We start from the raw sequence: 12202 nt of genomic DNA, 5'->3' as shown, positions 1-12202 counted from the left end.
TGGCTAGGCCGCGAACAAGTTAGGCTTTGGGCGTTAGCCTGGACGAATCTCTCTGCGCTTTACCAGGCCACCCCAGCGTGCGGCCTCCTCCTGTATGAATGCGCTGAAGGAGGCTGGGGTCGTGTCGCCGGCAATGAATGTCATATCCCGCATGCGTGAACGCACCTCTGGCAGTTGGAGAACCGAACGAAGGTCGGCCGCTATCTTCTCGACGACCATGGGGGGCGTTTCACGCGGCGCCACCAATCCGTAGAAGGCCGCGGCGCTGTAGCCGGGAAAGCCCTGCTCGGCGATGGTCGGCAAGTCTGGCAGGAGGTCAAGACGCTCCGCTGACGTGACGCCAAGCGCTCGCACGCGCCGCGCTTCGATGTGTGGCAGCATGCTGCTATCGAACATCGCCGAGACGCGCCCTGAGAGGACGTCGGCATGGGCTGGGGTACTGCCTGGGTAGGCGATCATTGTCACCTCGATGCCAGTCTTATCGTAGAGCAGTTCGCCAGACAGATGGGTAATGCTGCCAATGCCGGTGTGGGCCACCGTGACCTTGCCAGGGTTGGCGCGTGCATAAGCGATGAATTCACCCACCGTTCGTGCCGGGAAGGAGGGGTGAACGACCAAAATGTTGGGAATACTGGATATTAAGCCGACAGGAAGAAAATCCTGGAATGGGTCGTAAGGTAATTTCTCGAACATCACCGGGTTGAGCGCGAAGGGCAGAGAGACCGACAGCATGGTGTGGCCGTCTGGCGCAGAGCGTTGCACAGCCTGGGTCGCGATCAGCGTGTTCCCTCCAGGCCGGTTCTCGACCACGACGGGCGTATTCCACATCTCACTCAGATGCTGGGCAGCCAGACGGGCCTGGCTGTCCGCAGCCCCACCGGCGCTGTAGGCAACGACAATCCGCACCGGCCGCTCGGGAAAGCGAGAAGCGGCCGATGACGACTGTGCCAACCCGGGTGTCGCATAGGCGGCAAACCCGGTGGCCATGAGATCCCTACGGCGTACCTTCACGGTGGCTTTTCCTCCAGCATGCTCGCTGCGTGCGGCATTTTCTTCTTTGGTGTCCTCGGCCCGGGTCCGGGCGACGGGACAGCGTCAGGGCGTCTGAAGCGACCCAACGCAGCCGTGGCATCGGCATGAGAATGATCGCCAAGGCTATTCCACCCGAATCTGGGCCTCGCGGATCACACGACCCCACTTCTCGCGGTCGCCGGCAATCAGCGCAGTCACGTCCTCGGGCTTCCCGATGAGCGGCTCGGCACCGAGTTCCGCGAGATGCTCCACCGTGGAAGGTACGGAGAGGACCGCGTTCACGGCGGCGTTCAAGCGGCGGACAATGTCATCCGGCACACCGGCGGGGCCGAGGAGAACGAACCAGCCCTCGATCTCTGCCTCCCGAAAGCCAAGTTCGCGGAGGGTCGGGAGGTTGGGTACCAGAGGGCTCCGCTTCGCTCCGGTGACGGCGAGGGCCCGGACCTCACCCCGTCGGACATACGGGAGCATCACCGCGACATTGTCGAACATCGACTGGATGCGTCCGGCGAGCAGGTCGGCGCGGACCGCGCCGCTCCCCTTGTAGGGAACGTGCAGGATGTCGATGCCAGCGACCCGGCGCAGGATCTCCCCGGCCAGGTGCTGCGCCGTCCCCATCCCGGTGGAGGCATAGGCGATCTCGCCGGGGCGGCGGCGGGCGAGTTCAATCAACCCTTGCATCGACTGCGCCGGAACGCCCGGACTAACGACAAAGAGGTATGGCGTCCGCGCGAAGGTCGCGATGGATGTAAAGTCCCGCACAGGGCTGAACGGCAGCGAGGGGTAGAGTTCACTCAGCGTGGCGTGCGAGCTCGGTGCGAAGAGGAGCGTGTAGCCGTCGGGCGCGGCCTTTGCGACAGCCTCGGAACCAACGATGCCGCTGGCCCCGGCACGGTTCTCGACGATGACGTTCTGACCGACTTCCCCCGTCAATCCCTGGGCGAGCAGACGGGCCATCACGTCGGTTGCCCCACCCGGTGGGAAGGCCACGACCATCCGTATGGGCTGGGTCGGCCAAGCCGCCGTCTGGGGAACGGCCGGCGCTGCGATGGCAGCTGAGAACAGGATGAGCAGGAGCACCGTTCTGATGCGCCGCATGTTGTTTCCTCCCCGTGGGCGTTCGCCGGCGGGCCTCTACGGGCCGCTCAGGACACGGCGGCGACGGCCTGGAGCATGGAGGCTCGGTCACCCATCCCGGCGGCCGTTATGATCCGCCCTGTCTTCTGCTCGCCTTCCAGAGAACAGCGGTGCATGACCCGCGGCTTCGTCTGGTCGAAGTCGGCGAGCGCGACGTGGCAGGTGCAGCGGTTGTCCCACATAACAAGGTCACCCACGCTCCAGCGGTGCCGGTAGACGAACTCGGGCGAGGTCGCGTGGGTGTTGAGCATAGACAGGAGGCTTTGGCTTTCCTCGTCTGACATGCCGACGAAGCCGCGGATGCGCTGACCGATGAGGAGCGACTTGCGTCCGGTCTCCGGGTGTACTCGCATGACCGGGTGCACGACCGCCGGGTTCCGGCGCTTCATGTCGGCCACGAGCGCCGGGTCGCGCTGCTCGATGCCCTTGATCAGCGTGACGTCGTGGACGGCCTCAAGCCCCTCCAGGAGCGCGCGTATCGCGGGGCTGAGCGTCTCGTAAGCGAGGTAGAGGTTCGCCCACATCGTGTCACCGCCGACAGGTGGCTTCTCCTTGCAGGAGAGCAGGGCGCCCTTGGCTGGGCGCTCCGTGTAGCTCAGGTCCGTGTGCCAGTTCCGGCCGGAGTTGTGCGTACCGGACGGCTTTCCCCCGACCTGCTTGTTCGTCAGGACCAGGATCTCCCGGTGCTCGGGATGCAGGGTCGAGGGCGCCTGCGACGCGTGATCATCGAGTTCGCCAAAGTTCCGGGCGAAGGCGATCTGCTGCTCCGGCGTCAGGTCCTGGCCGGGGAAGACCAGGACCAAGTGGCGCAGCCAAGCGTCATTGATCGCACCGCGGTCCGCCTCGGCGAGTGGCTGGCAGAGGTCGAGGCCGGTGACCTCGGCGCCGGCGGCGAAGCCCAGGGGGCGGATATTGAGGTTGCTCATGGACAGCTTCTCCTGGGCAGGAGCCTAGTCGTATGTCGACTGTCTGACAAGATTTTGGAATCTGCGCGCCCCTGGGGCCTCGGCACCACGTCACAAGGAGGAGTAGAACTGCGCCCGCATGAACGAGACAGAACTAGGCCCGGATGGGGCCTTGCCCCTGGGGAAGTCCGCCAAGTCCCTCCCTGAGCGCCTTGCAGACCTGCTGCTGGCGGAGGTGATGACCGGACGCCTGCGGGCGGGCGACCGGCTGAAGGAGGAAACCCTCGCGCAGCAGCATGCGGTGAGCCGGGCGACCGTGCGCGAGGCGCTGATCGCCCTCGCCAAGGGGGGCTTCGTGGTGCGCGTCCCACGCTTCGGCGCCCGGGTGGCCGAGTTCTCGCGCGAGGACGTCGCTGACCTCTTCGAGCTGCGCGCCACCCTCCTCGGCATGGCCGTGGCGCGCTGCGCCCGCCTCTCGACGCCGGTGATGCTTGCCGAGCTGCGGGACTTGGCGGCGCAGATGGAGCGATTGGCCGCCGACCTGGCCACGGATCCGCAGACCTTCGCGGCGTGCTCGGTGCGCGCCCAGGCGCTGCTGGTGAGCGGCTGTGGCAACCGGCATCTCCCGGATGTCTACGAGCGGCTGGCGGGTATCAGCACCTGGCAGCTGATCCGCTGTCAGGCCACGAGCTTCCTGCGAGCCGATTGGCGGGCCGAGTCTGCGGCGGACTGGCGGCGGCTGGCGGACCGCGTCGCCGCGGGGGATGCCGAGGGCGCCGAGGCCGCGGCCCGGCTTCTGCTCACGCACTCAGCAGCGCGGGTCCAACAGCAGCTCGACAGGGCCGTCGCAAGCCAAGCCTGAAGCGCCGCTCGCTCGCATAAGCCTGGCGGATTGCCGCGGCCGTGCTGGCCGGAAACTCCGCTTCCAGGAACAGGCAGCGGATGGCAGCGCCGGTATCCTGCAGCAAAGCCTGGCGGCACCTGGACACCGGCTTGGCGAGCTTGCCGATCATTTCCCCAAGCGATGCGTTCTTGCCGCCGACTCGCGGCACCGCACCGCTACCCCATGGCGCGGCGCAACCGGTCGATCAGTGCCGCCCGTGACTGGTCGTCGGTAGCCCGGTCCAAGGCTTCCTCGATGCTCAGGAGCAGTGCGGCCCGGCGGTTGTGCCAATCCGGCTCGCCGACCGTGTCCGTGGCATCACGTCGGCGAAGCGATGCTGCCGCATCGCGCATCGGCACCACGCCAGGCTCCAGCCGGAACACCTCATCGAGCTTGGGCCGGATCACCGCCGCATCCGGTGCGATGCCACGTCCGACCACGCGTTTGGCCAAGCCTTCGATCGCGTCCGGCTCGCCATGCACGAGGAAGACCCCACCGCCCACCGGCCTTCGGGCCTCGATCCAGCGGCCAAGCTCCGGCCCATCGGCATGGGCGGAATACCCCTCGATCCGGGTGATGCGTGCGGCGACCTGGAAGGTTTCGCCCTGGATGCGCACGCGCGACGCGCCATCCTGCAACAAGCGGCCGAGCGTCCCCATGGCCTGGAAGCCGACCAGCGCGACCACTGCTCGTGCGTCCCATAGCCTGGCTTTCAGATGCTGGCGGATGCGCCCGGCCTCGCACATGCCGCTGCCGGCAAGCACGATATGGAAACCCTCCAGCCGCGCGATGCGCCGACTGGCTTCGCCATCGAGCTCATAGCGCAGCCGCGGCGAGGCCAGGGCCTCACGCATGGCCTGACCATCGTCCAACGCCGCCGCGTTTCTCTCGAAGACGCGGCTTGCGCGGATTGCCAGGGGAGAATCGAGGTGGATGTCGGCGGCCGGGATCTCATTGGCTTGCATCAAGCGGACGAGGTCCAGCACCACTTCCTGCGCGCGCTCGACGGCGAAGGTGGGAATGAGCAGGGCGCCGCCCTGGGATGCGGCCAGGCGCACGACCTCGGCGAGCGCGGCACGCCTCGCCTCCGGTGTGACCAGCGGCCGATCCTCATCGCCATAGGTGGATTCGACGATGACATGGTCGACGCCGCCCACCGGGCCGGTCGACATCGGTTGCAAGCCAGTGGCCTTGGGGCCGACATCGCCCGACACCAACACCCGCATGGCCCGCCCGGGCAGCGCGAATTCGAGCTCGATCGAAGCCGAGCCCAACATATGGCCCGCATTCCACCAGCGGGCACGCAGACCGCGTATGGGCGAAACCCATTCGTCATAGGCGACTGCCTGGAAGGCGGTGAGAGCATGCTCCGCATCCGCTGCGGTGTAGATCGGACGCACCGGATCCTGGCCGCGCCGGCGGTTGCGGCGGTTCAGCGCCTTGACTTCGAATTCCTGGATGTGACCCGCATCGGGCAGCATGCAGGAGCAGAGCTCTATGGTTGGCTGCGTCGCATGCACCGCGCCACGAAAGCCCTGTTTGACCAGGCGCGGGATCAGCCCGCTGTGATCGATATGGGCATGGGTCAGCAATACGGCATCGATGTCGCGCGGGTCGAAGGGGAAGGGCTCGTAGTTCAGCGCCTTCAGCGTCTTCGGGCCCTGGAACATGCCACAATCCACCAGGAAGCGTGCGTCCGGTGTTTCGAACAGCAGGCAAAGGCCGGTCACCGTTCGGGCGGCGCCACAGACCTTCAGGCTGATACCCATGGCATCCATCCCGACAGTGTTGTTGTATCCATCGCGCGGCCGGTCAGGCCGGCCGATGCTCCGGCAGATGGGCGACGATCTCGGCGAGCGTCGCCTTCGTCAGATCGAGGTCCAGGCTGCCCTTCAGCCGCTGGCGCGTGCCATCGCCGAGGGCGTCGCGGAGATGACCCAGAAAGGCAGGAGGTGCCACCAGGATCAGCCTTGCGAAGCGCCTGGCCTCCGCCGCAGCCTCAAGCCGATGGGCCAGGTCGGAGGCGAAGGCCACCTTACGCGCCTCATGCGGATCGTGCCGCGGTTCCAGCGCGTGGCGGGTGGTGCCAAGGCTTTCATGCACGCGGCCGGGCCGGTCGGTCCCAAGCGAGCGGGAGGGCGGATCGAAGACCTTCCACGCCTCAGCTTCGAGTTCCTCCCACGGTGCTCCGAGCGAGGGCCGTTCCAGCACGCGTGCTCGCTGGCCATCCGCCACCAGCACCCAGCCGGGTTCCTGACGCATCACCCTTGTCCTCCGTCTAGCGATACACATTGCCGAGCCAGGATACCGGCGGCTTCCCGCTGCTGCCCGGCGGCAGGCCGGCAGAGCGGCGCGAATTCCTCGGCCGTGAGCGTCTCCCGCTCGAGCAACAGCCCGGCCCCGGCTTCGAGATCGCTCCGACGCGCCTCCAGGATTGCCCCGGCGCGGTGGCCCGCTGCCTCGACCAGGTCGCACACGGCGAGGTCGATCTCGCGCGTGGTCGCCTCGCTGATCTCGGCGCGCATCGGTGGCAGCGCCACATCGCCGAGGAAGGTGTGCCGCGGCGGCGCATAGGCACGGTTGCCGAGACTCTCGGCCATGCCGTGGCGCGTGACCATCTCCTGGGCCACTTCGGTGGCGCGTTGCAGATCGTCTGCCGCCCCGGTGGAGACATCGCCGCCGAACATCATTGCCTCGGCCATGCGGCCGCCCATCAGCACGGCCATCCGGTTCTCGAGGTCGCTCCGCGCCAGCAGGAAGCGATCCTCAGTCGGGCGCTGCATGGTGTAGCCCAGGGCGCCCACACCCCGCGGGATGATCGAGACCTTCAGCACCGGATCCGCGCCGGGCAGGCTCGCCGCGACCAGCGCATGCCCCATCTCATGCAGCGCGACGCGGCGCCGCTCGGACGGGTTCAGGATGCGGCTGCGCTTCTCGATGCCGGTGAGGACGCGTTCCACCGCCGCCACCAGATCCTGCTGCGCCACGGCCTCGGCACCGCGCCGGGTGGCGGCGAGGGCCGCCTCGTTCAGCATATTGGCGAGATCGGCACCGGTCGCGCCGGGCGTCAGGCCGGCGATACCATCGAGATCGGCATCCGGCGCCAGCCGCAGCTTGCGCGCATGCACCTCCAGGATCTGCCGCCTGCCTTTGCGGTCGGGCCGATCCACCAGGACCTGCCGGTCGAAGCGGCCGGCCCGCAGCAGGGCCGGGTCGAGAATCTCCGGCCGATTGGTGGCCGCCAGCAGGATCACGCCGACGCTCGGGTCGAAGCCGTCCAGCTCGGCGAGGAGTTGGTTCAAGGTCTGCTCCTTCTCGTCATAGCCGCCGCCGACCAGGCCGCCGGCCGCGCGGCTACGCCCGAGCGCATCGAGTTCGTCGATGAAGATGATGCAGGGGGGCGGCCTTGCGCGCTTCGGCAAACAGGTCGCGAACGCGGGCGCCGCCGACGCCGACGAACATCTCCACGAACTCGGCACCCGAGATGGAGAAGAAGGGGACGCCCGCTTCGCCGGCCACGGCACGGGCGAGCAGGGTCTTGCCGGTCCCGGGCGGTCCCACCAGGAGGATACCCTTGGGCGCGCGGCCACCGAGGCGGCCATAGGCCTTCGGCTCCTTCAGGAAGGACACGACTTCCTGGAGCTCCGCCTTGGCTTCGTCCACGCCGGCGACGTCGGGGAAGCCTATCCTGATGTCGGTCTCGACATAGACCTTGGCACGCGACTTGCCGATGGACATCAGGCCGCCGAAGCCCCGCCGCTCGGCGATGCGGCGGAAGGCGAAGGTCCATACCAGGTAGAACAGCAGGAGCGGCGCCAGCCAGGAGAGCAACTGCGACAGCAGGCCGGGCGGCGGGGCGCCGGTGACGGCGACGCCCCGGTCGCGCAGGCGGTCGGCCAGCGCCGGCTCGACGCGGACGGCGCTCACCTCGCGCCGGCCGTCAGGGAGCGGCTCCTTGAGCCGGCCCCGGATGCTGTCCTGCGACACCGTCACCTCGGCGACCCGGCCCTCGGTCATCAGCCGGTCGAATTCGGTCCAGGACACGGTCTGGGGTTGCATCCCCCGCCCCATAGCGACTGCACCAGCATGACGAGGAGGGTAGCGCCGATGACATACCAGGTCGCGAAGCGCCGTTTCTGTTCTTCGGGCTCCAGGCGTGTTCGGCCTTGCTTTGCCCGCTCCATGCGACCGACCCCTCCCGACACCCTGCAATGCAGTGGCCCTGCCCTGCCGGAGGAGGTTATCCCGGACGCGGCGCGCCTCCTTTGATCCAGGTCATGATCCCGGAGGTCGGGCAGCGGCATCCTAGGGCGCGATCCACAACAACCCATGAAGAGGGCATGGGGACGACGCCGGGCGAAAGGGGGCTTCGCCCGGGCCAAAGCATCGGCGCAGTGTCTGCAGACAGGCGGCCGTGGCCGCGTTAGGCGCGACGCTTAGGCGGGCAGGTCACCGGTTGCCGCCCGTCCGCCCGTTCGCCGATGGGCTTGGCCGGCGGTTCGGCACCTCCTGGCGTGTCAGGGCACCGTCCCGGTTCGCATCCTGGGCGCGGAACCACATCTCCGCCAATGGGCGGAGTTCCTCTGGCGTCAACCTGCCGTCCCGGTCGGCGTCCAGCGCGCGGAAGGTAGCGCCTGCTCCCTGGCGGATGTCGAACTCGTGCTGGGCCACCGCACCGTCGCGGTCTTTGTCGTGGTGCTCCAGGCGCCCCCGCAGCCATAGCCAGAACTCGTCATGCGTCACGCGGCGGTCGCGGTCGGTATCTGCCTCCATCGGATTGCCCCCAAACAGCCCGCCAGGGCTGTCAGGGCCGCCCCAGGGTGACCATTGTGCGTGCGACGGAGCCGCCGGCGCGAGGAACAGGCCCACAAGGACAGCCGAGTAACCGAAGCGCATCACCCTCTCCTCCACTACAGCCGGCCAGGCGGATTCGAGGGCCTTCGTCACCCTGCGTCCCGCACATCGGGCGAGGCCCCAGCCGTCTCCTGCAACGCCAGCGACCGCACCGCACGCCGCCGCCGGTGCTTCGGCTTTCGGTCGCGCCGACGCGGGAGCCGAGCACGCCTGACGCCGAGCGTCCAGGCGAGCCGATGAGCCGTCGGTACCGCTTACTCGGTATCGCTCTGGGAAGTTATGGACCGGCATTGTCCTGCGCCGCCGCCGCCTGATTGACCTCGATCAGTGCAGGCGGGTGCTCAACGGTGCAGGCTCCTGCCCGGCTGAAGGCTCGAGCGGCTGGCCGGAGCAGGGCGTCGCAGGCGTCGGCGGCTCCTTCGCGGAGGTCACGGCGATGGCGAATGAGATGGACCGAGGACAGGCTTGGCTGTGGCGACGCGGCACGCGCCCGGCGGCCGCCGGGCTGACAGCGCATCGCCTGTCCGGGATCACGCCGGCCGTCCTCCCGCCCGCTGCCACCCGGGCGCGCCAGGGGCAGGTTGCGAAACCTCTTTTGGGACCGCGTCTGGCTCTTGGCTGGTGCCTGGCCGCCATGGCTTGCGTGCCGGCCGACCCACCGCTGCCCGTGCCGCAGGCGACCGTGGCACGGTCCGATACCCGGGTGCTGCCCGGGCCTGCCCTGTCCCCGGCCGAGATCGAGGCCGAGGGTGCCCGGCTGCGTGAGGTCCTGACGCGGGAGGTGCCGTCCGCCACCGGCCCGGGGCCATGGCAGGAGCAAGGATGGGTCGCCCGGGTCCAGGCCGCCGTCGCACGGGCGGGGCTGGTGCTGGACCGCCCCCAACTGCTCGTCAGCGTCGACCGCAGCCCCGGCGTGCAGGCCTTGGCCATCCTGCTGGCACGTCCGGACGGGCCCTGGGATGTCCTCGGGGGCAGCTACGTCTCGACCGGCCAGGCGAACCGACGCGGATACTATATCACGCCCACCGGCGTCTTCCTGCATACCGACGCCATCCTCGACTGGCGAGCGGAAGGCACCTTCAACGAGAACCACATCCGCGGCCTCGGGCTCAAGGGCATGCGCGTTTGGGACTTCGGCTGGGTACAGGCCAGCAAGGGCTGGCGTGCCGACAAGGAGTTGGGCGAGATCCGCTTCCTGTTGCACGCAACCGACCCGGACTACCTCGAGCAGCGGCTGGGCCGCCCGGCATCGAAGGGTTGCGTGCGAATCCCGGCCGCGATGAACCGGTTCCTCGACCGCCACGGCGTGCTCGACGCGGACCAGGAGCGGGCCGCGGCCAGCGACGGCCGATTCCGTGCGCTCCTGCTGCCCGACCGGGAGCCGACCCCGCTCGCCGGCCGGGCCCTGGTGGTCGTCGATTCATCGGAGACGTTCTGAGGAGGCGGTGGCGAGATGCGCGCGATGGTCCTGGACCGCCCCCGCGAGGCCCTGCGCTGCGCGATGGTCGCCGACCCGCAGCCCGGCCCGGGCCAGGTGCTGCTGCAGGTTCACGCCTGCGCCGTCTGCCGGACCGACCTGCATGTCGTCGACGGGGATCTACCGGCCGCGAAGGACGGAGTGGTGCCGGGACATGAGATCGTGGGCTGGGTCCTCGCGCAGGGGCCGGGCGCCGAACGCTTTCCGCCCGGGACCCGGGTCGGCGTGCCCTGGCTGGGCTGGACCTGCGGCGCCTGCCGCTTCTGCCGTAGCGGACGGGAGAACCTCTGCGAGCGGGCTCGCTTCACCGGCTACCAGATCGACGGTGGCTATGCCGAGCTCGCGGTTGCCGACGAGCGTTTCTGCTTCGCCCTGCCGGAGGCCTATGGCGATGCCGAGGCAGCGCCGCTGCTCTGCGCCGGCCTGATCGGCTACCGGGCGCTACGGCTGGCTGGGCCCGATGCGCGGCGCATCGGCCTCTACGGCTTCGGCGCCGCGGCGCATATCGTCGCGCAGGTTGCCCGCTGGGAGGGGCGCGAGGTCTACGCCTTCACCCGCCCCGGCGATGCCGCCGCCGAGGCCTTTGCCCAACGGCTGGGCGCCGCCTGGGCCGGCCCCTCTGACGCGCCGGCGCCCGAGCCGCTGGATGCCGCGATCGTCTTCGCTCCCGTCGGGGCGCTGGTGCCGGCGGCGCTGCGCGCGGTGGACCGCGGCGGGACGGTGGTCTGCGCCGGCATCCACATGGGCGGGATCCCGGCCTTTCCCTACGCCATCCTGTGGCATGAGCGGACCCTGCGCTCGGTCGCCAACCTCACCCGGCGCGACGGTGAGGAGTTCCTCGCCCTCGCGCCCCGGGTGCCGGTGCGCACCGCGATCGAGGTGCTGCCGCTGGAGGCGGCCAATACCGCGCTCGCCCGCCTGCGGGCAGGAGAGGTTTCGGGCGCCCTTGTGCTCGCGCCGTAGGCGCGGGTCTGCGGTTGAGGCAGATCAGGGCACGTCCCCGCCAAGCGCCTAAGCTGCGGCCATCTCGGCGAAGGTAGCGGGGAGGCGAGGATGACGATGGCCTACAAGGCACTCATGGTGGACGCCGGGCCCGGCATCGGGACCGAGGCACGGATCCGGCTGGCTGCCGGGCTCGCCGGAGACTTCGGCGCCCAGTTGATCGGACTGGCAGCCTGCGCAGCGCGCCCGCTCTTCGGGCCGCCCTTCGGCGAAAGCGTGATGGTCGCCGACATCATCGAAGACGAGATCCAGCGCGTCCGCGCCATGCTGCAGTCGGCAGGCGACCGCTTCCGGACGATCGCAGGCGCGAGTGCGGAATGGCGCCCCTTCCTCGAATACCCAGGCGATGCGCTGGCACGGGAGGCGCGGGCCGCGGACCTGGTCATCACCGGCCGGGACGCCGAAGCCGGTCCGGCGGGCTTTCGCCAATCAGCTGAGCCGGGTGACGTGCTGATGCGGGCCGGGCGCCCTGTCCTGGTCGTGCCACAAGGCGTTGCCAAGCTCGAAGGCCGTCGCATCCTGGTGGCCTGGAAGGAAAGCCGAGAGGCTCGGCGCGCCGTGATGGACGCCCTGCCGCTGCTGGCTCGGACGGAGCGGGTCATCGTCCTGGAGGCTTGTGAGGAGTGGGAAGATCCCACGCTGGCACAGCGGCATGTGACGGACGTGGCGGCGCTGCTCCTCCGCCACGGCGCCAGAGCATCGGGCGAGGTTGCGACGCGGGACGGGCGCAGCGCTACAGCGGAACTGCTCCGCGCAGCGGAGCGGCTGGAGGCCGATCTCGTTGTCGCCGGTGGCTATGGCCATACGCGGCTCCGGGAGTGGGTCTTCGGTGGCGTGACCCGCGACCTGCTGACAACCTGCCCGGTATGCTGCCTGCTGAGCCATTGATAAATGCCGTGCGGGACCGCCAGG

Annotated in this window: 11 protein-coding genes and 1 pseudogene; 4 read left to right on the top strand and 8 right to left on the bottom strand. The window is 69.1% G+C overall.

The features are described from left to right. Window positions 1-33 precede the first annotated feature (33 nt). The 3 genes from JMJ55_RS22820 to JMJ55_RS22810 form a co-directional block, all read right to left on the bottom strand. Complete coding sequence (locus tag JMJ55_RS22820) at window positions 34-987, bottom strand: tripartite tricarboxylate transporter substrate binding protein (protein WP_236033941.1); 954 nt, start codon at window positions 985-987, stop codon at window positions 34-36. 168 nt (window positions 988-1155) lie between these two features. After that, window positions 1156-2130, bottom strand: coding sequence for a Bug family tripartite tricarboxylate transporter substrate binding protein (locus JMJ55_RS22815; RefSeq protein ID WP_202827911.1), 975 nt, complete (start codon window positions 2128-2130; stop codon window positions 1156-1158). A 47-nt stretch (window positions 2131-2177) separates the two neighbouring features. Next, entirely contained in the window at window positions 2178-3095 is a 918-nt protein-coding gene (locus tag JMJ55_RS22810; protein ID WP_202827910.1) for a TauD/TfdA dioxygenase family protein, read from the bottom strand. A gap of 118 nt (window positions 3096-3213) precedes the next feature. Here JMJ55_RS22810 and JMJ55_RS22805 point away from each other — a divergent pair, with 118 nt between their 5' ends. After that, window positions 3214-3936 carry a GntR family transcriptional regulator gene (locus tag JMJ55_RS22805; RefSeq protein ID WP_268885383.1) on the top strand — a complete coding sequence of 241 codons (723 nt, stop codon included), beginning with the start codon at window positions 3214-3216 and terminating at the stop codon, window positions 3934-3936. Window positions 3937-4133: 197 nt separating this feature from the next. Here JMJ55_RS22805 and JMJ55_RS22800 read toward each other — a convergent pair whose 3' ends face one another. From JMJ55_RS22800 to JMJ55_RS22785, 5 genes and pseudogenes are all read right to left on the bottom strand, one after another. Then, the gene (locus JMJ55_RS22800; protein WP_202827908.1) at window positions 4134-5726 is read right to left on the bottom strand and encodes an MBL fold metallo-hydrolase RNA specificity domain-containing protein; all 1593 of its coding nucleotides are present in this window, start codon (window positions 5724-5726) and stop codon (window positions 4134-4136) included. A 43-nt stretch (window positions 5727-5769) separates the two neighbouring features. Further along, window positions 5770-6219, bottom strand: coding sequence for a host attachment protein (locus JMJ55_RS22795; RefSeq protein ID WP_202827907.1), 450 nt, complete (start codon window positions 6217-6219; stop codon window positions 5770-5772). Continuing rightward, window positions 6219-7559: an ATP-dependent metallopeptidase FtsH/Yme1/Tma family protein gene (locus JMJ55_RS31115; protein ID WP_328702753.1), complete on the bottom strand. Its 1341-nt coding sequence runs from the start codon at window positions 7557-7559 to the stop codon at window positions 6219-6221. Before JMJ55_RS31115 ends, JMJ55_RS22795 begins: the two co-directional genes overlap by 1 nt. A gap of 307 nt (window positions 7560-7866) precedes the next feature. Beyond that, window positions 7867-7974, bottom strand: a pseudogene (locus tag JMJ55_RS31965) (hypothetical protein); the annotation flags it as partial. A 432-nt stretch (window positions 7975-8406) separates the two neighbouring features. Further along, window positions 8407-8853: an EF-hand domain-containing protein gene (locus JMJ55_RS22785; protein WP_202827906.1), complete on the bottom strand. Its 447-nt coding sequence runs from the start codon at window positions 8851-8853 to the stop codon at window positions 8407-8409. A 394-nt stretch (window positions 8854-9247) separates the two neighbouring features. On the opposite strand from JMJ55_RS22785, the gene JMJ55_RS22780 reads away from it, so the two are divergent. The 3 genes from JMJ55_RS22780 (at window position 9248) to JMJ55_RS22770 (ending at window position 12178) form a co-directional block, all read left to right on the top strand. Then, entirely contained in the window at window positions 9248-10249 is a 1002-nt protein-coding gene (locus tag JMJ55_RS22780) for a hypothetical protein (protein ID WP_236033938.1), read from the top strand. Between the two features lie 15 nt (window positions 10250-10264). Beyond that, window positions 10265-11251: a zinc-dependent alcohol dehydrogenase family protein gene (locus JMJ55_RS22775; protein WP_202827905.1), complete on the top strand. Its 987-nt coding sequence runs from the start codon at window positions 10265-10267 to the stop codon at window positions 11249-11251. A 90-nt stretch (window positions 11252-11341) separates the two neighbouring features. Beyond that, entirely contained in the window at window positions 11342-12178 is an 837-nt protein-coding gene (locus JMJ55_RS22770; protein ID WP_202827904.1) for a universal stress protein, read from the top strand. Window positions 12179-12202 lie beyond the last annotated feature (24 nt).

Source organism: Belnapia mucosa, from assembly GCF_016775475.1.
Classification (GTDB): Bacteria; Pseudomonadota; Alphaproteobacteria; order Acetobacterales; family Acetobacteraceae; genus Belnapia; species Belnapia mucosa.
This window is presented reverse-complemented; position numbering and strand designations above follow the sequence as displayed.

Coding starts and splice junctions, on each gene's coding strand:
- JMJ55_RS22820 (WP_236033941.1), bottom strand. CDS start 987: ATGGCCACCGGGTTTGCCGCCTATGCGACACCCGGGTTGGCACAGTCG.
- JMJ55_RS22815 (WP_202827911.1), bottom strand. CDS start 2,130: ATGCGGCGCATCAGAACGGTGCTCCTGCTCATCCTGTTCTCAGCTGCC.
- JMJ55_RS22810 (WP_202827910.1), bottom strand. CDS start 3,095: ATGAGCAACCTCAATATCCGCCCCCTGGGCTTCGCCGCCGGCGCCGAG.
- JMJ55_RS22805 (WP_268885383.1), top strand. CDS start 3,214: ATGAACGAGACAGAACTAGGCCCGGATGGGGCCTTGCCCCTGGGGAAG.
- JMJ55_RS22800 (WP_202827908.1), bottom strand. CDS start 5,726: ATGGGTATCAGCCTGAAGGTCTGTGGCGCCGCCCGAACGGTGACCGGC.
- JMJ55_RS22795 (WP_202827907.1), bottom strand. CDS start 6,219: ATGCGTCAGGAACCCGGCTGGGTGCTGGTGGCGGATGGCCAGCGAGCA.
- JMJ55_RS31115 (WP_328702753.1), bottom strand. CDS start 7,559: ATGGCCGCCTCGGTGGCCGCGCGCCCAAGGGTATCCTCCTGGTGGGAC.
- JMJ55_RS22785 (WP_202827906.1), bottom strand. CDS start 8,853: ATGCGCTTCGGTTACTCGGCTGTCCTTGTGGGCCTGTTCCTCGCGCCG.
- JMJ55_RS22780 (WP_236033938.1), top strand. CDS start 9,248: ATGGCGAATGAGATGGACCGAGGACAGGCTTGGCTGTGGCGACGCGGC.
- JMJ55_RS22775 (WP_202827905.1), top strand. CDS start 10,265: ATGCGCGCGATGGTCCTGGACCGCCCCCGCGAGGCCCTGCGCTGCGCG.
- JMJ55_RS22770 (WP_202827904.1), top strand. CDS start 11,342: ATGACGATGGCCTACAAGGCACTCATGGTGGACGCCGGGCCCGGCATC.